20 protein-coding genes are annotated in these 26,178 nt (G+C 40.6%); 16 read left to right on the top strand and 4 right to left on the bottom strand.

What is annotated here, in order from left to right; all coding sequences use genetic code 11:
* Positions 1-17 precede the first annotated feature (17 nt).
* The gene (locus tag DWY57_RS13705) at positions 18-431 is read left to right on the top strand and encodes a hypothetical protein (protein ID WP_117601013.1); all 414 of its coding nucleotides are present in this window, start codon (positions 18-20) and stop codon (positions 429-431) included.
* Positions 432-540: 109 nt separating this feature from the next.
* A complete protein-coding gene (locus tag DWY57_RS13700; protein ID WP_005833536.1) occupies positions 541-1,080 on the top strand; it encodes a hypothetical protein in 540 nt (179 codons plus the stop codon).
* 40 nt (positions 1,081-1,120) lie between these two features.
* Here DWY57_RS13700 and DWY57_RS13695 read toward each other — a convergent pair whose 3' ends face one another.
* On the bottom strand, positions 1,121-3,019 hold the full coding sequence (locus DWY57_RS13695) for a MutS family DNA mismatch repair protein (RefSeq protein ID WP_009037299.1): 1,899 nt from the start codon (positions 3,017-3,019) through the stop codon (positions 1,121-1,123).
* A gap of 126 nt (positions 3,020-3,145) precedes the next feature.
* Here DWY57_RS13695 and DWY57_RS13690 point away from each other — a divergent pair, with 126 nt between their 5' ends.
* Together DWY57_RS13690 and DWY57_RS13685 are read left to right on the top strand one after the other, a co-directional pair.
* Entirely contained in the window at positions 3,146-3,790 is a 645-nt protein-coding gene (locus DWY57_RS13690) for a DUF6563 family protein (protein ID WP_034532588.1), read from the top strand.
* 11 nt (positions 3,791-3,801) lie between these two features.
* Positions 3,802-4,254, top strand: coding sequence for a DUF6078 family protein (locus DWY57_RS13685; protein WP_009037297.1), 453 nt, complete (start codon positions 3,802-3,804; stop codon positions 4,252-4,254).
* Positions 4,255-4,483: 229 nt separating this feature from the next.
* Here DWY57_RS13685 and DWY57_RS13680 read toward each other — a convergent pair whose 3' ends face one another.
* Together DWY57_RS13680 and DWY57_RS13675 are read right to left on the bottom strand one after the other, a co-directional pair.
* On the bottom strand, positions 4,484-5,104 hold the full coding sequence (locus tag DWY57_RS13680; RefSeq protein ID WP_119961938.1) for a lysine exporter LysO family protein: 621 nt from the start codon (positions 5,102-5,104) through the stop codon (positions 4,484-4,486).
* Positions 5,101-5,379 (bottom strand): LysO family transporter, encoded by a 279-nt coding sequence (locus DWY57_RS13675; RefSeq protein ID WP_117601015.1) that lies wholly within the window; start codon positions 5,377-5,379, stop codon positions 5,101-5,103. The genes DWY57_RS13680 and DWY57_RS13675 overlap by 4 nt, the downstream gene beginning before the upstream one ends.
* A gap of 549 nt (positions 5,380-5,928) precedes the next feature.
* On the opposite strand from DWY57_RS13675, the gene DWY57_RS13670 reads away from it, so the two are divergent.
* Positions 5,929-6,597 (top strand): vitamin B12 dependent-methionine synthase activation domain-containing protein, encoded by a 669-nt coding sequence (locus DWY57_RS13670; RefSeq protein ID WP_117601016.1) that lies wholly within the window; start codon positions 5,929-5,931, stop codon positions 6,595-6,597.
* Between the two features lie 13 nt (positions 6,598-6,610).
* Positions 6,611-8,110, top strand: coding sequence for an ASKHA domain-containing protein (locus DWY57_RS13665; RefSeq protein WP_165853610.1), 1,500 nt, complete (start codon positions 6,611-6,613; stop codon positions 8,108-8,110).
* A 6-nt stretch (positions 8,111-8,116) separates the two neighbouring features.
* On the opposite strand, the gene DWY57_RS13660 is transcribed toward DWY57_RS13665, so the two are convergent.
* Positions 8,117-9,013 carry an AraC family transcriptional regulator gene (locus DWY57_RS13660; RefSeq protein ID WP_119961937.1) on the bottom strand — a complete coding sequence of 299 codons (897 nt, stop codon included), beginning with the start codon at positions 9,011-9,013 and terminating at the stop codon, positions 8,117-8,119.
* Between the two features lie 128 nt (positions 9,014-9,141).
* On the opposite strand from DWY57_RS13660, the gene DWY57_RS13655 reads away from it, so the two are divergent.
* The 10 genes from DWY57_RS13655 (at position 9,142) to DWY57_RS13610 (ending at position 25,937) form a co-directional block, all read left to right on the top strand.
* The gene (locus DWY57_RS13655) at positions 9,142-10,233 is read left to right on the top strand and encodes a uroporphyrinogen decarboxylase family protein (RefSeq protein WP_119961936.1); all 1,092 of its coding nucleotides are present in this window, start codon (positions 9,142-9,144) and stop codon (positions 10,231-10,233) included.
* 34 nt (positions 10,234-10,267) lie between these two features.
* The gene (locus DWY57_RS13650; RefSeq protein ID WP_165853609.1) at positions 10,268-13,282 is read left to right on the top strand and encodes a TonB-dependent receptor; all 3,015 of its coding nucleotides are present in this window, start codon (positions 10,268-10,270) and stop codon (positions 13,280-13,282) included.
* Between the two features lie 12 nt (positions 13,283-13,294).
* A complete protein-coding gene (locus DWY57_RS13645) occupies positions 13,295-14,812 on the top strand; it encodes a RagB/SusD family nutrient uptake outer membrane protein (RefSeq protein WP_207214629.1) in 1,518 nt (505 codons plus the stop codon).
* 17 nt (positions 14,813-14,829) lie between these two features.
* Positions 14,830-17,748 carry a hypothetical protein gene (locus tag DWY57_RS13640; RefSeq protein WP_119961935.1) on the top strand — a complete coding sequence of 973 codons (2,919 nt, stop codon included), beginning with the start codon at positions 14,830-14,832 and terminating at the stop codon, positions 17,746-17,748.
* Positions 17,749-17,834: 86 nt separating this feature from the next.
* Positions 17,835-20,201, top strand: a complete 2,367-nt coding sequence (locus DWY57_RS13635) for a hypothetical protein (protein WP_119961934.1) — start codon at positions 17,835-17,837, stop codon at positions 20,199-20,201.
* Between the two features lie 78 nt (positions 20,202-20,279).
* Complete coding sequence (locus DWY57_RS13630; RefSeq protein ID WP_119961933.1) at positions 20,280-20,711, top strand: hypothetical protein; 432 nt, start codon at positions 20,280-20,282, stop codon at positions 20,709-20,711.
* Between the two features lie 87 nt (positions 20,712-20,798).
* Complete coding sequence (locus DWY57_RS13625; RefSeq protein WP_117601023.1) at positions 20,799-22,370, top strand: sodium/solute symporter; 1,572 nt, start codon at positions 20,799-20,801, stop codon at positions 22,368-22,370.
* A gap of 20 nt (positions 22,371-22,390) precedes the next feature.
* Positions 22,391-23,059 (top strand): corrinoid protein, encoded by a 669-nt coding sequence (locus tag DWY57_RS13620; protein WP_117601024.1) that lies wholly within the window; start codon positions 22,391-22,393, stop codon positions 23,057-23,059.
* A gap of 20 nt (positions 23,060-23,079) precedes the next feature.
* Entirely contained in the window at positions 23,080-24,084 is a 1,005-nt protein-coding gene (locus DWY57_RS13615) for a uroporphyrinogen decarboxylase family protein (RefSeq protein WP_117601025.1), read from the top strand.
* The gene (locus DWY57_RS13610) at positions 24,081-25,937 is read left to right on the top strand and encodes a glycoside hydrolase family 97 protein (RefSeq protein WP_117601026.1); all 1,857 of its coding nucleotides are present in this window, start codon (positions 24,081-24,083) and stop codon (positions 25,935-25,937) included. The genes DWY57_RS13615 and DWY57_RS13610 overlap by 4 nt, the downstream gene beginning before the upstream one ends.
* Positions 25,938-26,178 lie beyond the last annotated feature (241 nt).

Genomic DNA, 26,178 nt, shown 5'->3' with positions numbered 1-26,178 from the left:
TATATTTGCACATAGATATGGCTAAATTCTTAAGATTCATAGGATTCATGGTGCTTGCATTGGCTTTATGGCAGACTGCAAGCGATGCATTTGCAAATAAAGCGGCAAGTGGGGGGAATGTTGTGAGTGAGAATACTATTGCCGTACATGAGCAGACTGATGCCTATATTGCGATGCCTCAATTACCTTATCTGCCGGATGCAGAGCTGGCGGGCATGGGTGGACAATTACATTCGCTGACGTACTCCCGTATACAGCGTATTTCTACCACGGAATATATATTTTCTTTAAAGGACTGGATTGACAAACTGGCCCAGCGAGCGGCTGTTTTGTCTCTGCATCGTGAGAAACTCTATGATGCCACTGCCTATTATCGTTGCCAGCCGGTGTGCGAATATTACATTTTCACACTAAGGCGTATTCTCATTTAGTGTTTTATTGAATCTTCCTTTTTCCCTTGTGTATGGTCAGACTATGTGTTTTTGCAGGGGAATACTGTATTTTCTATTTCTAATAAATTCATTAAAACATATTATAATTATGGCAACTCAAACTATTGACGCAACTCTTTTTGCGTCTTCACATCCCGATATTGTAAAGCGTACCAGTGTTTCAGGACTTATCTTTTCAGTAGCTATGCTGCTGGTCGGTGTTTTTATTTTTGCATCCATTTTTGAGATGAGTGATAAATCTTCCACTCTCAGCATGGCTTTGATGGTGCTGGGTACGGCATTCGTCTTGCTTGGCGTGTTCCGTCTGTTTTGGAAATCGAAGGAAGTGGTCTATTTGCCGACGGGCAGTGTGACCAAGGAACGCAGTGTTTTCTTCGATTTGAAATATTTGGGCAAACTTACAGATATGATTGAGAATGAACAGCTGAATGGCGAGACTGAAATAAAAAGTAGCGGCAGTGGAAATGTGCGCATGGATGTCATGATTTCGCAGGACAATAAATTTGCGGCTGTACAGTTGTATCAGTTTGTGCCTTACACGTATACTCCGGTAACTTCCGTACGCTACTATACGGGTAGCGATGCGGTTGCAGTATCTACTTTCCTGGAGAAATGTAAAACAGCATAATCAGTCAAAGAGTTAGACTTGACTTTAACTGTGGTGGGGATTAGTCGGCAACGGCAATCCCCATTTTTTTCATCAGGAAGCAGGCGTTCATATTCTGGGCGATGCCTGGGCGCAAGCGGTAGGAGAAGGTCAGTTCATTGTCTGTAATGTCTGCTTCGAAGCGATAGTTGCGGATGTCATCGGGGAAGAGGTCGATGAGTGTTCCCAGCAGCAGGTCGTGGGTGGCAATGATGCCATTGGCCTGCAAAGTCATGAATTGCTTGATAAGGGAAAAGGAGCCTTTCTGCTTGTCCATGGAGTTGGTACCTTTCAGAATTTCGTCGAGGATGATGAAAAGCTCCTCACCAGCCTGCAGCTTGTCTATGATGAGTTTCAGACGTTTGAGTTCGGCAAAGAAGTAGGACTCGTTGTCGTTCAGTGAATCCGAGGTACGCAGGCTAGTGATGAGCCGGGCCGGGCATATTTCCATTTGGCGAGCACAGACGGGGGCGCCGATGCAGGCAAGGAGGTAATTGATGCCCACCGTACGCAGATAGGTGCTTTTCCCTGCCATGTTGGCGCCGGTGACGATGATGAAAAACGGTCGTTTCACCATGTCGATGTCATTGCGGACACAGCGGTCACGGTTCATCAGCGGATGGCCCAGGGCTTCGGCACGGAGACGGAAGGAGGAAGGGGCATTGATGGGTGCTTCCGTTTCAGAATTGCTTTCTTCTTCTTTATTTAGGTTTCCTTTTCCCTTTCTTTCCGCTTGAACTATCTTTGGGTAAATATAGTCCGGATGATTATAGGCAAATGTTGCCAGTGAGTTGAGCGCATCCATTTGTCCGATGGCATCGAGCCACCCGGGCAGTTCAGCGGCATATTGCTCTTTCCAGGCTTCAATGCGCATGATTTGACGCAGTTCCCAGAAGAAGAGGCCGTTCAGAATGACGTACATAAAGACATTGTTGCGTTGGTCGAGTTCATCCATGAGCTTGTTCAGCCTGCTGATGGAGTGGGAGGCTTTCCGTTTTTCTCCGTCAATCTGTTGTCTTATCTCTTTGAGCAGGGTGGCTTGTGCAGGCTGCTTTTCCATGAGGTGGAGCAGGGCGGCGTAGGTGGAGAGAATTTGCAGTTTTTTGCCATAGATGGCCTGCATCTTGGTGACTTTGCCAGTGAAGCCGAAGCCGGCGATGACGAAGCAGGTCCAGATGATGCCGTAGATACTTGCGGACAGAATTCCTGCCATGACGAGTGCGAGGCAGATGAGGTTGGCTCCCGTCACCAGTACCGGCAGGAGGCGCAGTAATTTCCGGCTCCGGAAGATGCTCGGACTTTCCGCCCATTGGCACAGTTCTGTTTCATCGGCGGCTTTTCCTTTGTACAGCAGGCCGAGGATACGGAAGCGCTGACGGAATTTCAGTTCCGGAGCCAGTTCACTGACGGCTTCTTGTCGGCGGATGATTTCTTCCTTTCTCTCGAGATGTTTCCCCAGCCAGTGGGCGAGGCGGTGTTTCCCGGGCTGTGTGCAGGTACGGTTGATGTACTGGAAAAGGGAATGCGGACCGAAAACATCCAAATCATAGGTGTAGAGATGGGTGGGGTCGATGTATGCTTCGCCGTCATCGAAAGAAGACGTATCGTAATCCAGAGCGGCGAGTTCCTGCTCGTTGATTTCCATCTTCTTTTCTAGATAGTCCTTGCGATGGAACAGCCGGTTGTGGTATTTCATTAAAAATAGGAACGGCAGTAGGGTGATGAGGGCAATGCAGGCCAGTATACCCCAGCTCTCGCTCCAGAAATAGATAATTCCTACTACTCCTGCCACAAATAGCAGCAGGCGCAGGCTGCCGATGCGGTAAATCTTCTGTTGTACTTTATTCAGTTCTTGTCTTGCCTCTTCTGCCGTGTTGCGGTAGACGGCGCTGATTTTATCTATCGTATTTATTTGCTCCATACATGTTAAGTTTAAGGCAAAGATATACATTTCCAATTGTTTTTTCCGCGATTTTTTGTCTACTTCCGATAAAAAATGTACCTTTCGCTCACTAAAACAAAGTTTCAGAAAAGAGGAGGTTGGGATATGAAGAAGAGTTGGTTGTTAGGCGTTCTGATGTTGCTGGCGGTTTTGCCGGTGGGGGCGCAACAGGTAATGTATTCCAATCTGAAAGAGTTGGTGGAGAACCGTGGCGATACGGTTACCACACTGAAGATTGAGAAGCGTACAAAGAACCAGATTTACCTCATGGGCGGTGCCGATTATCGTATTACGGTAGACGACAATCCCGGTCTTTGCCGTTATTTGAAGTCCCGTTGTTATGCTGTACGGGTAGATACCTCGCTTTATGTCAATTGCCGTAAGATGCGCTATAAGCGTTATCGCTTCGGGCAGTGGTATGCACCTGCCATGTGGCTCGGCGGCAAGGTTTACTTCTGTGCACAGCCTGTGGGACAAGCAGCCACCAGTACCATGACTCCCGATGATGCCACACGATTGGGCGGTGAAGTGGGAGACGCCATCAATGCTTCGGGACTGGTGCATGCCCGCGTCTATTACGAACTGAATCCCGAAACCGGAAAGTCCGAGTTCGTGGGACGTGAGCGAATGATGCAATTGCTTGCCGGATACCCGACACTGCACGCCGAATTCGAGAAAGAAACAAGCGAGTCGGCAGAGGTCATCGGCAAGTATCTGCGTGCACTCCGTCCATTAATCACTAATCATTAATCATTAATAAGATGATATTATTGCAAGACGTGCCCGATGGGTACGAATACTGCTTTGCGGGTAACGGAAAGTGCCCCAAAGCCTCTTCCTGCCTGCGGGCGATAGCGGCACAACTGTTGTCCGAGAGTGAAGGCCCCCAGCCACAGTCCGTTCGTGCGGTGAATCCTTTTTATGTCGGCAGCTTGTCCGGGTCCTCCACTTGTGCCCGTTACCGCTCCAGCGAGCAGCTGCACTATGCCCGCGGTATGACACGCCTTTTCGACGAAGTACCCACCAAGCTGCTTTTCACCGTGCGCCATCGCGTGATGGGATGCTTCTCTTGCGAACGCTATTACTATCATTGCCGCAAGGGCGAGCGCCCTATCTCTCCCGAAGAACAGCAGCGGATAGCCCGGGTATTCAATGCGGTAGGCATAGGCACCAAGCCTAAGTTCGACCACTACGAGTATGCGGTAGCTTGGTGACCGGCTGCAAAGTCACTGCACACCTTTTGCAGCGTCACTGCAAACCCGTTGCAGTCGCGCTGCAAAGCAGTTGCAGTATCACTGCAAATAGGTATGCAGTGATGCTGCAAACGGTATGCAGTGGCACTGCAAAATGCATGCACTCACTTTGCAGTGAGAAGTCGCTGTTGTTCACGTTGTTACAGTATGAATACAATGAGGCCTTATCTCCCTCTTTTCGGCCTGCTGTTTACAGATTGCAGAAGAAGGATACGAATACCGGTACACTCATATCAATTAATATTCCGTGGAATATAGCGATAGGAATCACGTCCTTTCCGGAATATTGGGTGATGAAGGGTAGAAGTACATCCATCGAATTGACCCCTGCCGCCGATATAGGTGCCAGTTTGCCGAAATATTTCCGGATGAGCGGTGCACCCAGCAAAGCCATCATTTCACGGAAGATATTGGCAAGCAGGGCGATGGTGCCCAGCTCCGTGGCGAGTTGCAGGCCTATGGAAGGTTCCTTGAATTGCGTAATCAGAATGGAGGAAAGCGAATAATAAGCAAATCCGCTACCCACCGCCATGCAGTCGAACACACTCCATTGGCTCAACAGCAGACTGGCGAAGGCGGAGAACAACAGCGTTCCCACAATGGTGGCCATCGGCACCAAAAGCATTTTGGGCCGCAGGCTCTTGACCAGCTCCTTCAGTTTCTTGTTGCTCCCGATGCCGATGCCCACCTGGAACATCAATGCATAGAGCACATACATGGATAAGTCGTGCAGGTCGAACTGAAAATCATTGGCTACTCCCATCAGGCAGCCGGCACAGAAAAATGCAACAACCGTCAAACTTCCCTTCATCTCTTCTCTCCTTTCTTGAAAAATAGGTGAAACACCATCAGTGAGGCCAGCATGCTGCCTGTAATGCTCAGTGAGGCCAGTACGGCGGCCTGCCACCCGAATCTTCCCAGATTGTCAACAATCAGACGGTTGGAGCCGGTGGATACACCGAGTACAAAGAGCAGCAGTAAGATGGTGAGCGAGGCGCTTTTCTCCACTTTTTGCAACATTTGTACGTTACGCATCAGGTATCCGATACCGATTCCTATAAACATGATAGATATAATTGTAAACATAAGTTTTCTTCTTCTTTTTGGTGAATACATAGGTTAGTCCGGTTTTTCCGAATGGAAACCCCATACACGGCATTTCTCCCTCCTTTTCTCGGTAAGGGAAGTGCAAAATAGTAAAATGTAAATTGCAGGGTAGTTAAATGAATCCGCTGAACCAATGTACGTGCACTATGAAATGGCCGCATAAGGTCTTGTTGCCCCATGCAGCATTGCGCGTATTGTATGTTGTAGTTAAGTACTGGTTCATATCGTTTTTGAATTTCGGTACAAAGATAGTGACGTTTTGAATAATTTCCAAATAAATATTCATAATTTGTTCGAAAGTGGAATAGGATAACTGGAACCATATCATCGTTTTGCAACAATCTTGAAAAATGGAGGATGGGCTATCATTTTGCTTAAGTAATATATCTATAAAGATACTATGAACTTGAAGACAACTAGGAAAAACGTCTGAACATCAGTTAGCAAATATTCTATCATTACCGGCAAATATATGCAATGCTTGATATCTTTTTTTGAGCGTTATTTGCAATAATCAAATATGTCATCATGAAAAGTCTTTTTTATTTTAGTCCTCATATATCTGTCAGTAAAGCTGATATGTTACATGCAATGCCTCATATCGAAGAAATTCTGGCTAATGTGGATGAATTGGAGCAAACAATTCATGAAGCACAAAATATGTTGTCTCCCTATTGTGTCTATGCTGTTTATAAAGATGTTAATCTTTTCAATGATTATATTCAAGTTGGTAATATTATTCTGCATTGTGGAAATAAAATTGTTCATCTACTTCAAAATAGTAGTCAAGCAGCCATTGCTGTATGTACAGTAGGTCAGGAGATTACTTATCACTATCAATATTGTATTGAAAAAGCGGATTATCTGAAAGCTTATATATATGATATTATTGCCAACATAGGTGTAGACAAAACAATGGAAGAGTTGAAAAATAGTTTGCGGCAGGAACTCCTCCAACAAGAGTTGGCGATAACATCTAATTTTTGTCCAGGATATTGTGACTGGGATATAAAAGAACAAGAGAATTTATTGTCTTTGATTCCTGCTGAAAGATGCCCGGTCACGCTTACGGCTTCTTCGTTAATGCAACCCATAAAGTCACTAAGCTCCATTATAGGCATAGGTAAGGATGTTAAGTATAAAAAGAGTAATTGTAGTATTTGTAATTTGTCTCAATGTGCCTACAAACACCAATAAAAAATTGAAGAATATGCATAAAGTTTGTTTAGAGCCAATAGGAAAAGAACTTGAGGTAAATCACAATACTCCTCTCCGTGATATTGTTGCTGAATTGGGTCTTGAATTTCCATGTGGAGGAAATGGCTTCTGTGGAAATTGTAAAGTAAGGATAATGGCTGGAGATATTGAAGTGAGCGAGCAGCATGCCCGAATGTTGCAAAAAAAAGGATTGTCTTCTCAATGGCGCTTAGCGTGTTACAGCCATGTCACAGAGGACGTGACATTGTATATAGACCAGTGTGAATGTATTGTTCAGACAGATCAGACCTTATTCCCGGTGCAGCCCGAAGATGGATATGGTATTGCTGTTGATCTAGGTTCGACAACTATCGTTACACAACTTATCAATCTCTATAACGGGCATATTGTGGCTGTGTCTACCTCCCTCAATCCACAAAGTGCCTATGGCGCCGATATAATATCTCGCATCTCCTATGCCTTGTCTTCAGAAGAACATTTGCAGCAACTGTGCCAACTTGTACGGCATGCTATAAAAAAACTTATTTTGGAAATGGTTGGTGACCACTATTACGATATACGTAAGGTAGTGATATCCGGTAATAGTGTCATGTATAGTCTATTCTGTGCACTGGATGTTTCTACGCTCGCTGTATATCCATTTCAATCTCGGCAAAATGATATGCAGGAGTTTACTCCGCAAGATTTAGACTGGCCTTTGCCTTCGGGATGCCATATCTGTTTTCTTCCCAATATCGGTCATTTTGTTGGAAGCGATATTCTTTCAGGTATTGAGGCCATCCAAATGCATACGAAAAAGAAATTTCAAGCATTGATAGATTTAGGGACTAATGGAGAGATAGCAATAGGTAATAGGGAAAAGATTCTTTGTGCCTCGACTGCTGCTGGTCCTGCTTTTGAGGGGATACATATCTCTCAGGGAATGAGGGCCTCTGCTGGAGCTATTTATCAAATAGACGAACATAATAATTGCCCTAAGATTATAGGCAATGGTAAAGCGATAGGTATTTGTGGAAGTGGGTTGGTAGACGCCATGTATTTATTTCTGAAGCAGCGGAAAATAGATACTTCAGGAGCTATTACCAGAGGTGTCCCTTTTTTAGCTGTAGCCGGCAAAATAGGTATAACAGACAAGGATATACGGGAATTTCAGTTGGCAAAAGCTGCCATTTGTACTGGTATTGAAATTCTTACAAAAGAATTGAATATATCAATAGATGACATAGAGCATTTGTATATAGCAGGAGGATTAGGTAACTATTTAGACATTGACAAGGCGATAGCTATAGGCCTTCTTGAGATTAAAGACAAAGTAAAGGTTATTAAAGTGAATAATTCTGCTCTATTAGGTACCCGGATGTTTTTATTTCAAAATACGATTCATGACAGAACGACCATTCTGAATATTGCACAGCACTGCTCTTTGGAATCGCACGTGAACTTTCAGGATATTTATTGTGAGAAGCTTTTTTTTCCTGACTTATCAGAATAACCGTTTTCAAGTCAGATTTATTGTATTCTCTTCACGGTTTAGCAGTTTACAATATTCGCTGGGAGTTTTACCTGTAATACCTTTAAACTGTCTGTTGAAATGCGACAAATTATTGTATCCGCAATCATATGCTATCTGGCTGATAGCTATATTTTTATTCATTAATAATTTTACTGCGTATGAGATACGCAATTCAGACAAGTAACTGAACAATGTTTTTCCAGTATTTTTTTTATAATAACGGCATAGCGCACTCGCATTCATACCTACGTGTCGGGCTATATCTTCCAAACTAATGTTTTCTTGATAGTTTTTATTCATATAATTATAGGCACGTTTTATTACCACATCATTTTCATCCATTGCTTGGCTTCCTCTGTATTGTGCACTGGCGAGAAAGGTATAATCGCAGTTTTTCGATAATTCATATAATATCTTATATAATTCTACCAGTTTTTCAAAATTATCATAAGATGGCAGTTTCCTGAAATGTTCCTGAACTTTCAGTTGTGTTTTTCCAGTAAACAATAATCCTTTTTGGGATTTGCTTAACAATAAATGTATGGAATCGAATTCCGGTATTTTTGTGTATTCTGAAGGAAAAATATCCGTGTTAAATTGGGAGTAAACGGAGCTGGATACCAGCGTTGTATTTTTTTCATAATATTCATCAGCACTTAACCATAAATGGGGTAAGTTCTTGCCAATCAACATAAAATCTCCAGGAGACATTTTGCGTACGGTGTCGCCCACAAAGGTAAGTCCTACTCCTTTTTCTATCAGGATCAATTCATATTCAGGATGTATATGCAAAGGGGCAGCGAAATATGCGTTATGATAAGACACCGCACAAAAAGAAGAGTTGACAGGTTTTACCACATTCTCAAAAGAAACTGTATTCATAGCACTATTTTATTTTAATACATGGTTAATGCAAATATAGTATTAGTTAATGCAAATATATATAAATAAAAAGATAAGTTCAATTGATAACTTTGCCAAAAAAGATTAATAATTAATGTTTTAATACTATGACACCTAAAGAAAGAGTAATCAAAGCCTTCAATCATGAGGAAACGGATCGTCCTCCTTTTCAGGCAACCTTTACTCCAGAGTTTGCTGAAAGATTACGTAAAGAGTTCAAATTGCCTGAAATGTTTACTGAACCTCATCACCGCCAATGGTATGGATATGACTTGGAAATTTTGACTGGACAAGATGCGTTGCAAGCCGGAGTGGGATGGTTCACAAATTACTACCTTAAAAAGGAGGCTTATACGGATGAATGGGGCGTTAAATGGAAAATAGATCCCTATGCCACTCCGTTCGGTATCGGTCATTATACTAATATAGAAACAAATCCTTTGCGTGATAATGATGAAGCTGCTATCAGTTATAAAGCTCCGGATCCCGACCGCCCGGAATTATATACCCATGTAGAGCGACTGATTAAGGAATATGGAAGCGAGTATTTTATTATAGGTAGAATACATTGTACCATCTTCGAGTCGGCATGGGCACTGCGAGGATTAGATACTCTGATGACCGACTTTTATATAAATCCGGATTTAACCAATCATCTTCTTGATGAAACATGCAACTATCATAAGGCAGTGGCATGTAACATGGCACGTTTAGGAGTGGACATGATTTGGTTAGGAGATGATATGGGAGCACAATCATCTCTGATGATAGATCCTGAGCTGTGGAGAGAGTACTTCAAACCTCGAATGGCAAGTATTATCCAAGCAGCCAAAAGCATCAATCCTAAATTGAAAGTGGCCTATCATACGGACGGCTGTAATTATGATATTATTCCCGAATTGATAGAAATAGGGTTGGATGTACTAAATCCTATCCAAACCGAGTGTATGGATCCGGAAATTCTTCAAAAAAAGTATGGTGAACAACTTTGTTTCTTCGGTGGAATAGCTGTACAGTCGACTTTACCTATGGGCACAGCGGAAGAAATACGTAAAGAATATCAGTGGCTAAAAAATTCCATAGGTAAAAATGGGGGATGGTTATGTGCTCCTACCCACCATGTTCAATTGGATACTCCTATTGAGAATTTCTTTGCCATGCTCCAAGCTATTGGTATACCAGATAATAGGCGACGATAATCTATTGTATAATTACCTTAAACCATTTTGTATCATGAAACACATTATTATGATGCTTTTACTTTCATTTTCGGCAGTGTTAATCCATGCGCAGGAATATCGGGTAAAAGGGCAAGTGAAAGATGCCAACGGAGAAACTATAATTGGTGCCTCCGTTCGGGAAACTGGAACTACAAACGGAACAATTACTGACCTAAACGGCGAGTTTTATCTTACTGTAAGGAAAGGAGTGACGATTGAAATCTCTTACATTGGTTATGAATCTCAAACTATGGTTGTAAACAATGCTCATCCGCTGGAAATTATTCTTAACCAAGAATCCTTGTTACTTGACCAGGTGGTTATTGTGGGAACTACCATGAATAAAAAGGATTTGACTGGTGCCATTTCTCATGTCACAACCAAGGATATTGAGAATATTCCGGCTACAAGCATCAACCAAGCGATTCAAGGTAAAATGACCGGTGTGCAGGTCAGAATGAGTGACCCACGCCCTGGAGGCTCTACCAGTATTCAGGTTCGTGGAAACAACTCTATTCAGTACGGTACCAGCCCTATTTACGTAGTGGATGGTGTTGTGATGGAGGGAGGATTTGATTTGATCAATCCTAATGATGTGGCCAGTATAGATGTACTTAAAGATGCATCAGCTACTGCTATATATGGTTCGCGTGGAGCCAATGGAGTTGTGCTCATTACGACTAAAAAAGGCAAAGGTCAAAAAAGTCAAATAGAATATAATGGCTGGGTTGGGATACAGGAATTTGCTAATAAAATGGATTTAGTCGGTACGAAAGATTTGTATCAGTTACGTGAAGATGCTGTGTTTAATCATTTGAAAGCCAATAATCCGGCATTGTCGGATGCGGAAATACAAAATCAGATACATGCTTCTGGTAATCCATATTTTGGAGAGTACGAAGATAAAGCGTATCGGGATAATCAGACTTATAACTGGTTGGATGAGGTTACACGGACCGGTTTCCAACAAAATCATAATATATCTTTCGCTAATTCCTCAGATGGAAACTCTACTTACATAAGTTTCGGATATACGAACCAAAAAGGGTTAATTGATGTTTCTCAGTATAAACGCTATTCTGGTAAGATAAACACAGAACAACGTTTAAAGAAATGGCTTAAAATAGGTACAGCTACTTCTTTTAATCGTTCAGAGGATGACCGTGTAGAGGGGCAATTATTCTCTAATGCACTTTATGCCAATCCGATGTTGCCCATTTCCAAGGAACCGATGGTGCTTAAATGGGGAAATGTGGACGACTTAGATGCGGCCAATCCTTTGAGGAGTCTGGATGTGAAATGGACTGTGAATACAGATCGTGTTTTCTCTAATAATTATATTGACATTAATCCGATACCTGGATTGACATTCCGTTCCTCTTTCGGTATCGATATAATGAATACACGTTCAGCCTATTATCGCCCGAAATCTACTTATGAAGGAACTCGTAACGATCAAAATGGAGAGGCTAACCAGAATAAAGAGAGATGGTGCAATTGGCAATGGGACAATACAATTACTTATAACAAGTTAATTGCAGAGAAGCATAATCTTTCTGTAATGATGGGTACTTCTGCTACAAGAAATTTGTACGAAGCTTCAGCTGCTACTACTTATAATTTCCCGGTGGATGATTTCGGATATGATAATATGGGAGCAGGTGCTGGTGAGAAGTTCACTACTTCCACCGCATCTGAATATTCCTTGATTTCTTATCTGGCGCGTTTCAATTACAATTATAATCAAAAGTATGATTTGACACTTACTGCTCGCTACGACGGTTCTTCCAAATTTAGAAAAGGTAATAGGTTTGCTTTGTTTCCTTCTATTGCCGGTGCTTGGACTCTATCGGAGGAAGAGTTTATTAAGAAACTACACTTCTTTGATTTATTAAAGCTGCGTGTGGGGTATGGTATTGCTGGTAATCAGAACATTCCCGATTATAGCTATTTGAACCAATATACTCCTGATGGAAGTACAGGGAATCTTACATTTATCCGTTCCAGCGTGCTGGGTAACCCAGATTTGAAATGGGAAAAACAAAAACAATTCAATGTAGGGCTTGATTTTAGTCTGCTGAAGAACCGTTTGAATATAAGTGTTGATTATTTTCATATTCTAAATGAAGACTTATTGATGTCAAAACCGTTGGCAACCTCTTCTGGTTTTGCCAGTACGATAGCTAATGTCGGTAGGCTAAAGAATGAAGGGGTAGAAATTAGTATTTCGTCACAAATCATCAATAATAGAGATTTCCAATGGAACTTACAAGCGACTTTGTCACATGACAAGAATACCGTTGATGCTTTGTATGGCAATGTGGATGCAATATACAATATCTACTATAACGGAATACAACGTACAGGTAATCTTTTTGTCGGAGAATCGTTGAATACAGTCTATTCATATAAATTCCATAAGATATGTCAACAAGAGGATATGGACTATGTTAATGGCATTGATTATGGTGGCAAAATTGTACAACCCGGAGATATGATTCCCGTTGATGTAAATGATGATAAAATTATCAATGATGAAGATCGTATTGTAGTGGGTAAACTTGATCCTAAAATATACGGAGGATTCAGTACTGAATTTTCCTGGAAAGATATCACCTTGAGCGGAGTTTTCAATTATTCAGTTGGTGCAAAACGTATTTCCAACTTATATGAAACAATGATGAATGGAACCGGTTCTAATATTGCACATAAGGATATCTTAGACAGATGGACACCTGACCATACAAATACTGATATTCCGAGAGCCTTTTATGCCAGTGGACGCTACAATTATAATGATGTAGACTGGGGGATTCAAGATGCTTCATTCTTGCGTTTGTCAACTTTGTCTTTGAGTTATAATTTCCCTCAGAAGTTAGTACGGAAAATGTCGATAGACAAACTCAGAGTCTATTTTACAGGAAGCAATCTTTTCTGCCTTACAAACTACAAAGGATTTGATCCTGAAGGTGGGGATAGTTATCCTACTGCCAGAATGTATGTCTTTGGACTTAATTTCAGTTTTTAAAAAATTACTATTATGAAAAACAAACTATATACCGCACTTCTCGGTGCAACATTACTGATAGGAATGCTCTGTTCGTGCAGTGACTTTCTAAATAGTGATCCAAAAACATTCCTTAAGGAAAACGAGGTTTATAGCTCATGTGATCGTATAGAGCCATTGGTATCGGGGCTTTATATGAATTGGCGGGCACAACAAAAAGACCGGTTATATCTACTGCCAATGATGGGTAATGACGAAAGTGCTGAAAGTGAAGCACAGATTGTATGGGAATCGCAACAAGCCGGACTGGATAAATATAATGGAGAGTTAAATTCCCGGCATTCATTACTGACTCAATATTGGAACCAATACTGGGGAGTAATATCCAGTGCTGCCGAAGTTATCAATGGTGCTCAGTATGTGCAAGATGACTTGGAGAAAAGAGATATTCTGAAAGCGGAGGCCTGCTTTATACGTGCAACTCAATATTTTTCACTGGTTCAATATTGGGGTGCTGTTCCTATTATTGACTATTCCCGCCAGATTGAATTAGGAACCCGGCGCCAGCCTATCGCTGATGTCTGGCAATTGATCATCAATGATCTGACTTTTGCGGCAGAACATCTGGAGAAAAGTGTGGAAGATAAGAATAGAGTAACCAGTGGTGCCGCCAAAGCCTTATTGGGTAAGGCTTATTTGCATGCTGATCCGTCTACTGGTTTAAGGGATTATGGGAAAGCAGCAGCTTTATTTAAAGATGTTATTGATAATCATGGCTATCAACTTGTTGGAAATTTTGCAGACTTATTTGATTGTAATAAGCCCAATACGACAGAGTCGATTTATGAATTTCAGTTCTCGCATATCTATCCTAACCAGAATCAGATTCAATATCAGTTAGGTTCTCGTGCTTGTACCCATCAAGGAAGTTATTGGGGAGGATATGAAACAATCTTGCCTACTGAGTATTGTCTAAATATTTTTGAAGAAGGTGACCAACGTTTTGAAGCCAGTATACGCAAAGAAGTGCTTTTTAATGAGGCAGGACAACCGGTAAACTGGGTATTATATCCTGAGGAATTGGGACCTCATATTAAAAAGTACGAAGACCCCCGGGCCAGTAATAATACATGGCAAAGCGGAAAAAATGTATTTTATCTCCGTCTGGCTGACATCATTCTATGCTATGCAGAATGTTTGAACGAACAAGGTAACACAAACGAAGCTGTAGAGCAAGTCAATGTTGTCCGGAGGCGTGCCTGGGGAGGTGTATTGCCTGATGATAAAGTATGGAAGACCACTATGGGGCAAAATGAGTTTAGAGAAAAAATTCTTGATGAGCGTATGCGTGAACTATGTTTTGAGAACTGGAGGCGTATGGACTTGCTGCGTACCGGTAAATTGGTAGAGTATGTAAGAAGCCGTAATCACTGGGCAAAAGCTGAAGGAAAAATTCAGGATTATCATCAATTATATCCGATTCCTGATACTGAAATCAAAAATAATGATGATATTACTCCCGAAGAACAAAACCCGGGATATGTTAACTAATATAAAATTTCCTGATTATGAAAGTTATATATCTATTTTTTATATGTATACTTATGATATCTTGTGCTCCGGAAGGAGCACAAGTTTATATCAGTACAGATGTAGCCAACATAGAAAATGAACAAGTAAAAGTTTCATTTGATCTTAAAAACGGCTATCTCCAAATAATAAATAAACAGGAAAATAGAGTAATAGTGGACAGCGCATGCTTTTCTGCTAATCAATATTATTCTACAGATTTTAGCTTATTTAAAGCACATGCTGAGGATACGCATACTGGTAAAAAGTTATTTGTTACAGCTTGTAGTCCGGAAATAGACCTTACTGTAGAAAGCACGGTCATGAATAATTCTCCGGAAATTAAATTTAATATGCAGATTTTTAATCATCGAGATGTTCCACTTCATATCAAACAATGGTCACCGGTACGTGGTGGCCGCTTGTTCGCTTCACTCGGTGATGTTGAAGAATTCCATATCCTCGACGGAAATGCGGGGGGGGAACCTACGTGGACTTATCAACAATTGCCGGTGTATTGTCGGAATAACATGCTTGTCACAGCAAAGTCTGGCAACAAACGGCATACATTTGTTGCAGGTGGATTGACCTATCAAGAATATGAGAAATTCGTAGAGGTAACATCTGCTGCTCCCCGCCGAGAACAACTGGAGAAACTATATCCGGAGATGTCTCTGTTTGCATACATGAATGTTCCAGTTATGCGGGAAGATGGTCTGGATACCTATATTAGTTTAGGAAAAGGATATGATTATGAGCAACCGTCTGCTCCGGCATTTGAGATTCGGAAAGCTGTATATGACAGTCAAGAAATCATAGTGAATTTGATGAATCCGGAAAAAGGGAAAAAATACGCTATGGGAGTCGCCATTAGTAGTGATAGTAATAATCGTAAAGAATCTCTCTGGGCAGACAATGGGCCAGGAAGTATTGCCTATGAATTAAGTGGGAAGATTTCAATAGACAACTTTAATGAGGGAGGGAAGTCTACTCAGGTTATAGTGAACTTGCCGCAAGAATTGACGGATAAAGGTAATGTCAGGTTACTTCTCAAGAAGGATGAAGGTCCTAATGCTGTACTAAATGAGGTTTGGGCCTATGAAGGACATATCTCGGGCAATGATTCAGGAAAAGCATCTACTTTTAATTATGTGCCAAATAAGGCTGGTGATTTCAGAGTGAGTTTATTTGCCCAAGATCCATTAGGGAAGCTGATTGACAGTCAGCAGAACTATTCATTCAAAGATAAGTTCTATTTAGATATTACTACTCATAGCCACTTTGAAGCATTGGAGAAATATGCCTTTGCTGTGAAAAACGAACAAGGCATAAACATAAATTACTACGACTTTCCCTCTGTCTGTTTGTGGTATGCCATGCATCCGTACTATGGTATGGGTCCCGGTATGAATAGTTCAAAAGGCGCGGTGGAAGAAATGGAACGAATCTCTCGAAGTGGTTTTCTCAAATATGCAAAAGCTGCCGTTCGCCTGGTGCCTGATTGCTATGAAGTGAATAATGAGCAAGGCTGGTGGGACGATAAGCATTTCCAAATGCATGGTAGTGGAAATGCTGTTCCGGGAGAGGTAAACGTGAAGCAACATTATGAAAAGCCCTATGAAACCACGGTCAAATGGGCTACAGCGGTTGAGAGACTTGGAGGCATTCCTTTATTATATGTACAGACTGGTAAGCGCTCGCAAGATTATGCTGAAGCATATCCAGAACACATGTTATTTAATCAGTCCGATGCTTACATTCCTGATTTCACTTGGACGGTTGGCGCAAAGGCTAGTTATGACTTTACAGATAAAGGATTTGTTACCCACATGAAAGAAGTGTACAAAAACTTTAAGGAAGGTGGCTTAAAGGGATTGATGTTCGATTATACTAATACGGGATGGCCGCAATACGGGGGACTGGATGATCCCTATAGTACAGCTGCTGCTGCCTATCGGAAGATATATGAATTGGCGTATGAGGGAATGGGAAAGGATAGTTATATACATGAAAGATGTTTAGAGCGTGGTAGTGATATAACATTGGGTACAGTATCTTCCCAGCGTATCTGGGGGGATACGGATGATGTAACTCCTGAAATGGTTATGCGCGGTGGACTCAGATGGTATAAAAACCGGGTAGTGGTGAGTTATGATATGGATGCAAAAAATTTGCTCAAAGCTAAACCTGTAAATCATCCGGATGGAAGGCACAAGTTGTTGACTATGTGTTATGTTACAAGCGCCCGATTACTGTTGGCTAATAGCTTTGAACGCTATGATAGTCTCACTTTATGGGACTTGGGAAGGATTTATCCTTTCCACCATACTGCACAAAGTGCACGTCCTATTGACATGTTGCAGCAAGACATTCCACATATTTATGATTTTAAAGTAAATGAGGATTGGCATCAAGTTACCTTTTATAACGACCAGAATGACAAAGAATTGAAAATAACAGTAAATCTCTTTGACCCACAAGAAGAAGGAGGGCTGGGACTTGATTCTGTTAAAAGCTATTATGCTTATGATTTCTGGAATGATTGCTTTTTAGGGAAATTGGCGGGTAAGGAGTTACAACAAGTTCTTCGACCCGGTGAAGCTCGGATGCTATCTATTCGTGCTGTTGCCGATAATCCGCAAGTTGTATCGTGTAATCGTCATATTATGCAAGGATATTTAGAATTGGAAGATATAAGTAGCACGAATGAATTACTGGAAGGAAAAATCATGTTGCCTAAGGATGAATTTGTGGAGATTGCCATTGCCTTAAATGGTAAGGAGATAAAGAATGCAATTTGTAATGAAGCACAGTTACAAATACTGCCTATATCAGAAAATCTCGTGAAACTTCAATTCTATTCTATCAAAAATCAGCAAGTGGCATGGAAAGTCCACTTTCAACCTTCGGAAAGATAACTGCACAATAGCTCGTTTGTCAGTGATTATAAACATCATTGATAAACAAGCTATTTTTTATAGTATTAAAAACAGTACTGTGAAATATGAAAAACTTATTCTGTATTTTATGTATTCTGTTTACTTGTCAACGGGGATTTTCCACAAATAATGTATTAGAAAACGAATATTATAAACTTATTTTTGACATTGATACGGGGAGTTATACTATTATTGATAAGATACATAAAGAGGTATGCTTGGAAAATGCTTATTACCAATTGAATCAGTGGAAAAGTAATGACCCATTGTTCTCTCATGAAATCAAAGAGAAAACAGCTTCTTCCCTTTATATTGTCAGCAAATCTATGCAGAGTCCTGAATTACATCTAAGAATAGTTCTGGAAAGTGGCAATTTTTTCTCATTCCAATGTGGAGTGAGAAATACAACAGGAAATTTTCTTCGCTTATTGCATATTAGTCCTACAGCAGGAGGAAGTGTTTATCCCTATCAAGAGAAGGCAGACAACTTGAATATATTAGATGGTTTTGGAGGGGGAGAGCCTGATAGGATTAGTAAACAGATACCAGTATATAGCCGCAACAATATAATGATTCATTGGGAAGAAAACCAGATTCCGTATAGTATTGTAGCGGGTGGATTGACCTATACAGATTACGAAAAGTTTGTGACAGTGGAGAACTCGGAGAGTCGACGTACACAGTTACAGAAGGAACATCTCTTAAAAGCATACTTGGATTTGGGCTTTGTTCAACAAGACGGTTTTCAAGAAGTATTAAGAATGGGTACTGGGGAACCTCTTCGTTATGATTTGATAGATGATGTTTTACATACCGCTATTTATGGATGGAACTTTGTGCTCGTGGAGGCACTTCAACTTAATCCTGATAAGGACTATTACTGTGGTATCAGTTGGTGTGATAATGGATATACAACCGAACAATCGATATATGCAGATAATGGCCAGAATGCCTTGCCTCGAGCATTTACAGAATTCAAACCATTGGAATATTACTTTACAGATTCTTTGGTAAAATGTTTGGTCCCTGCTACTCGAATTCCTAATATTGCCAATTGGGAATCGCCTGAACAGATTTTTTTCCCGTTACCTAAAGATATTTATAAGGATGGGGCATGCCGGTTGCTTATAAAGCATAATAAAGGTCAAAAGGCTGTTGCTTCCGAACTGTTTTTATGTGAGGGTAAATTGAATACCGTTTCAAAAACCGAATACGCTGTTTCATCTTCCCATTCCAAAAGTATGTTACTTAATCTTTATGCCTATGATGAAGTTGGAAAGGGAATAAAATCTGATGAGACCTATCTACCAGAAGACCGGTTTTATCTTGATTTTTCAGAATCACATCCCTTTGAGGCATTGGAGAAATATGCTTTAAATGTAAAAGAGGCACAAAAGGTATCTCTTTCCTATTATCCATTTCCTACTACCTGCATGTGGTACGCCTATGAGAAGCAATATGGAAACACAGGGCTGGATGGTACTTCATCGGCATGTGTTACTGAAGTAAAGAATATCAAAGAAACTGATATGCTCAATTACTCTCCTTTAGGTATAAGATTGGTTCCGGTTTCCTTGGGGTGGTTTGATGATGTACATTCACTTTATGGAACATACTCCAAACCTTATGAAACCACCCGGAAATGGGGGGAAGCTTTGCTGAAGGATAGATGCATTCCTTTCTACTATTTTACCAACGTGCGTATCCCTCATGAGCATAATGATTATGCAGACATTTATCCACAACACATGCTGTTTAACCAAAGCAGGGCCTATATTCCTTGTTTTGATTTCATGCAAAATGCTTGTAGCGGATACGATTATACAGATCCCGGTTTTATCCGCCACTTGACAGAATATGCGTATCCACGTCTGAAAGCGGCTGGCATAAAAGGGGGAATGTGGGACTTCCCCTATACTACTTGGCCGAAATTTGGAGGGATGGAAGACAGTTGTTCTACGGCAGCTGCGGCCTATGTAAATGTATATAGGGTAGCCCGGAAAGGATTAGGGAAGGGAGCTCTTTTGCAGGAACGAAATTTGGATAGGGGGGCTGATGTTACTTTAGGTAACATTTCTTCCCAACGGACAGAAGGAGATACAGACTTGTTTTCTGCTTCTATGGCAACAAAAATTGGATTAAGATGGTACAAAAACCGAATTTTGTTTAATTATGATGCCGATGCTAAGAATTTGCTTAAAGTCTTTCCGGACAATGTAGATGGTAGGAGAAAAGTATTGACGATGTCCTATGTGGCAGGGAGCCGTTTGCTACTGGCCAACAGTTTTAAACAGTTAAATAAAGGAATTATCCATGACTTGACACGCGTGGTACCTTTTCATCAGTCTCCTGTGAGTGCTCGTCCTTTAGACATGTTTATCCGTAAGAATCCTCAGATTTATGATGCTATAATTAATAGAGGATGGCACTAACTGACTCTTTATAATACGAATGATTTAGAGTCTGATACGATTACTGTTGATTTGGGAGGAGAGAATCGAAAAGGCGGAATGGAATTGGATAAACAAAAGGAATATCATATCTATGATTTTTGGAATAGGAGGTATCTGGGCATATATAAAGGAGATGGCAGTTTGAGACAAGTCATGCGTCCTGGTGAGGCGAGAATGTTGTCTGTTCGCGAAGCTTTGCCATATCCGCAGATTATTTCCACAGATCGTCATCTGATGCAAGGATTGATAGAACTACGTAATATACATTGGAGTCAAGACACTCTTTCAGGAGAAATTCTATTGACAAAGGGAGATGCAACAATAATCACTGTTGCTTTGAATGGATGGAAGACTGTTGAAATAGCTTCTGCAGAGGTATTCTCAGAATCTCCACAATTCATGCAAATTCGGCTTACGTCTCAAGATTCAGGATATCATTCTTTTTGTATAAGGTTTAAATATATACCAAAATATAATATCAGCAAATAAAGTATTAGAAACGGCAAAAATATAGTCGTAAATATATAATAAATTCTTCCATCTTTGCAAAGTACACAATAAAAGAGTTAACCTATTATGAATACATTCTCAATATTAGACTACGCAATCTTTATTGGCTATGCCTGTGTGATTATGTTTATTGGATTATTTGTCAGTCGTACTAAAAAAGGACAGGCAAAAAGTTCACAAGATTATTTTTTAGCCAGTAGATCATTGGCATGGTGGGCCATTGGTGCTTCTATCATTGCTTCAAATATTTCGGCAGAACAGTTTATCGGGATGTCCGGTTCCGGCTTTGCTATCGGTTTGGGTATTGCATCGTATGAATTTATAGCGGCGGCTACACTAATCATTGTAGCTGTATTTTTCCTCCCTATTTACTTGAAGGCTAATATTTATACTATGCCTCAATTCTTGGAAATTCGCTATGACAAGCGTGTTAAAACTATAATGGCTTTTTTCTGGTTGCTGGTGTTCATCTTTGTCAATCTTACTTCAATTCTTTATTTGGGTGCATTGGCTATCAACAAAATCATGGAAATAGATATGTTCTGGAGCATTTTTTCTCTGGCTCTTTTTGCAGGTATATATTCAATATATGGAGGTTTGAAAGCAGTTGCTATTACCGACCTTGTGCAAGTTGTATTTCTTATAGGTGGCGGTTTGTTGACGACCTATATATCATTGGATTATTATTCCGGTGGACAAGGGGGAGTTGTTGGTTTCCAGATGCTTTTAGAGAATGTACCTGAAAAATTTGATTTGATATTAGATAAAAACAATCCTAACTATTCCTATTTGCCGGGAGTGGGAGTTATTTTGGGAGGCCTTTGGGTAAGTGCGCTGTATTATTTCGGTTGCAATCAATATATTATACAACGAGCACTTGCTGCCAAAAATCTTCATGAAGCTCAGTTGGGATTACTATTTGCCGGTTTCTTGAAAATCATTCTTCCGCTTATCGTTGTTATTCCTGGAATAGTGGCTTTTGCTTTGGAAGCTCCCATAGATAAACCTGATCAGGCTTATCCGTGGCTAATGCATAGTTTTATTCCTTCTGGCATTAAAGGGATAGCGTTTGCAGCATTGGTAGCTGCTGTGGTCAGTTCATTGGCATCGATGATTAACAGTATCTCTACTATTTTTACCATGGATATCTATAAAGAGTATGTTACCCGAAAAGAAACCAGCGAAAAGAAACTTGTAAATATAGGACGTCTTTTTGGCATATTCAGTTTGATTATAGCAGTCTGTATAGCTCCACTGTTAGGTACATTGGAACAGGCTTTTCAATTCATTCAGGAATTTACAGGGTTTGTAAGTCCGGGAGCACTGGCTATTTTTATCCTCGGTTTTTTCTGGAAAAAGGCAAGTGCGAATGGAGCTATTGCGGCTGCTATCGGTACTTTTGTATTCTCCTTACTGATGCTCTACTTGTTTCCTGAAATATCGTTTATTAACAGGATGGGCTATGTGTTTTTACTGTGTGCTCTCATTATTGTTATATTCGGTTTGGTTTGCCCCAATACGAAATTGGCTAATACAATCGAGCTCAATGCGAAATTGTTCCGTACTACTACTCTATTCAAAATATTGAGCATTCTTATTCTGGCAATACTGTGTGTGATCTATTATATTTTTTGGTGAAAAATTAAATTATTAAAACTATGGACGAATTACTTAGCAAAATCTCGGAATGTGTTGAATTGGGTAAAATTAACCAAGCCACTCCCTTCCCCCCTACAATGAAAGGTCAACCGGGAGCCGATGAGCTCACTTTGCAGGCGCTGAATGCAAATATTTCTCCCTCTGATATTTTGACTAAAGGATTGATTGTTGGGATGGAAAAAATAGGAGTAAAATTTAAGGCTAATCAAGTCTTTGTCCCTCAGGTCTTAATGAGTGCAAAGGCCATGGGAACGGCCATGAAACATCTGAAACAGTTTTTTAATGATGGAAGCGTACAACGTAAGGGGAAATTCATTATTGGAACTGTGGAAGGCGATTTACATGACATTGGCAAAAACTTGGTGTCGATGATGGTAGAGGGCAATGGTTACGAAGTGATTGATCTGGGAGTAGACGTAAAGGTCGAGAAATTTCTGGAGGCCATCCGGGAAACTCCAGATGCGTATGTCGGAATGTCTGCTTTGCTCACTACTACGATGACTAATATGGCTCAGATAAATGCGGCTATAAAAGAAGAGTTCCCTAATACTGTAACTTTTATAGGAGGAGCACCGGTTACTCCGGAATTCGCCGAGCAGATTGGCGCCAATTACTATACAGATGGGCCACAGGAATTGGTTGAGATTCTAAATAAACTCAGTGCATAATTTTAAACAGTAACGAATTTATGGCTAAATGGATTGATCAAATCATGCAAAGTGAAAACCGGATTGCTGTGCCAATTATGACCCATCCGGGTATTGAAGAAATCGGTAAAAGGGTTATAGATGCTGTTACCGATGGAGAAACACATTATCAGGCGATTAAGGCTCTTGCCGATAAATATGAAACAGGGGCTTGTACTGTTATAATGGACTTGACGGTTGAAGCGGAGGCATTTGGTTGCCAGATTGGATTTGCGGAAGATGAAGTGCCTAATGTTGTGAATCGTTTGGTATATGACAGTGCTTCGATTGAAGCATTGCCTATACCGGAGATGACTCAGGGACGCTTGCCCGAATATCTGAAGGCCAATAAGCTCGCTGTAGAAAATATTACGGACCGTCCGGTGCTTGCTGGCTGTATTGGGCCTTATTCATTAGCAGGGAGATTATATGATATGTCCGAGATTATGGTGGCAATCTATATAGAGCCGGACACAATTCATGTTTTACTTGAAAAATGTACAGCCTTTATATTAGATTATTGTCGGGAACTAAAAAGGATTGGTGTTCAGGGGGTTATAATGGCAGAACCCGCAGCTGGATTATTGTCCAATGAAGATTGTCAGGCGTTTTCCACTGATTATGTACGGAGAATTGTAGATGCTCTGCAAGACGATGGCTTCAGCATCGTTCTGCATAACTGTGGCAATAAAGGACAATGTACCCAGGCAATGATAGCTAGCGGAGCTGCCGGACTTCACTTTGGTAATGCCATTGATATGCAAGAAGCTCTGGAAGAGTGTCCGTCTGATGTGTTGGTAATGGGAAATCTAGATCCTGTTGGCATATTTAAACAAGCGACTCCGGAAGCGGTATATAGTGCAACGACCGCATTGCTTAGGGAAACGAGAAAATATAAGAACTTTGTAATATCATCAGGATGTGATATCCCTCCACATACTCCAGATAGTAACATACAAGCTTTTTTTGAAGCAGTTAATAGGTATAATCTATCATATAAATCATGAAAATTCATCTTATATTTTTTCTTTATATTATTGTGCACATTTGTGTAGCATGTGCTCCTGATATGGTTGTTTCGTCTCCCGATGAACAGAATTCAATCTCGCTGAGCTTAGATTCTCAAGGAGTATTGAATTATCAAATCAAGTCCGGTGATGATATTCTCGTCAGCCAGTCTGTCATCGGGCTATTGGCTAAAGACGAGAGCTTATCTTTCAATAACGGGTTGGAATTGGTTGAGGCTTGTTCGCGTGTGATTGATGAGAAGTATAATTTGCCCACAGGAAAATGCTCCTCTTATACCAATTATGCGAATGAAAAAACATTCCTTTTCCGTAATTCATCTGGTAAAGAGCTGGAACTTACATGCAGGGCATACAATGATGGCGTTGCTTTTCGATATAAAGTTATTGCGGACTCTATAGCAATTCTGAATGAGACTACCGATATAAACTTGCAACCAGGAGTTAAGACTTGGATGATGGATTGGATAAGACATTACGAGAACTATTATCCGGAGCGGATGATTGATACGATCTGTTATTCGACTGAATTTCTATATCCCGTGCTCGTACAGCAATCTTCCAAATGGATGCTGATGACGGAAGCCGCCGTGTATGATATTCCGGCAATTCATCTCACAAAGAAGCCTTATTCAAATACTTTTCAATTAGCTTTTGCCAAAGAGGACTCTTTGTTTACCGTCCGAGATGATTTTCAATCCTCTTGGAAGGCTTTTATAATTGGAAGTGAGCTTGGGGATATCGTTGAATCTACACTTGTGGAGAATTTGAATCCTCCTTGTTCTTTGGAGGATACTGATTGGATAACTCCAGGAGTGGCTGTTTTTCCTTGGTGGGGTAATTATTTGGCAAACAGCTACATTGATACACTGAAAAGATACGTAGATTTGGCAGAGGAGATGCAGTGGGAATGGTTGGAATTTGATGTTTCTCTGATTAATACCCCATTGCGAGCTTCGAAAGAATGGGAGAGTGTTGGTTGGATACCTGAATTGACAGAATATGCTAGGCAGAAAGGTATTAAAGTGTACGGTTGGGATGAAATTAAAACATTGGATAATGCAAAGGGACGAGATTATGTTTTTCAGCGATATAAAGAAATGGGTATTGATGGAATAAAGATAGATTATATTGATTCCGATTCACAATATGCCATGAAATTCAGAGATACAGTATGTGCAGAGGCGGTAGCACAGCGGCTGATGGTTAGCTTTCATGGGGAGACTTTGCCACGTGGACATCGTAGGAAATATCCCAATATCATGACTAATGAGGCTGTGAAAGGTGCTGAATATTATACTTTTACAGGCCATCCATGTGCTAATTCACGTCATAATTGCACGCTGCCTTTTACACGAAATGTGGTTGGTCCAATGGATTATACTCCTGTGACTTTTACCATTCGCAAAGAAAATCCACGAACAACTACTTATTGTCACGAATTAGCATTGGCATATGTGTTTGAGTCAGGATGGATATGTATGGCAGATCGCCCAGAAGCTTATTTGAAATCACCTGCACGACCTATTTTAGAAAAAATAGAAGCTGCTTGGGATGAAAGTCTCTTTATAGATGGATATCCGGGAGAATATTTCTGTATAGCACGTAGAAAAAATAAGAAATGGTTTATTGCAGCTATAACTAATGAACAATCACGAATTTTACGAATTCCGTTATCCTTTCTTGAAAAAGGTAAACATCATTTTGTGATTTATTCGGATGAAAAAGGAAATGAAATGCATTCCTGCTCAGTTTTATCCACCCAAAAAAATTCAGAAGAATATCTTGATATATCATTATTATCTAATGGAGGAACAGTAATAGACATTGACTGATTCATTCTTGTGTGTTGAAAAGTCTAAGGAGTTATTCCTTTGTTTCAGGATTACCCTCTCCCTATCCTTCTCCTTGTTTTTCCTCTTCATAGACGAATAGCCAAGGAGTAGATAGGGAGTCGTTGGTTTTATCTGCATGATATAGCCTTTTTCCCGAGGATGTAATTAATTCATTGGGCCATGTGCTAGTACTATATACTAAGGTGGTGGTGATGGGAAGGAGTATCCTTTATGTCATCAT

The sequence above is a fragment of the Bacteroides sp. AF25-5LB genome, from assembly GCF_003602965.1.
Taxonomy (GTDB): Bacteria; Bacteroidota; Bacteroidia; order Bacteroidales; family Bacteroidaceae; genus Bacteroides; species Bacteroides uniformis.
This window is presented reverse-complemented; position numbering and strand designations above follow the sequence as displayed.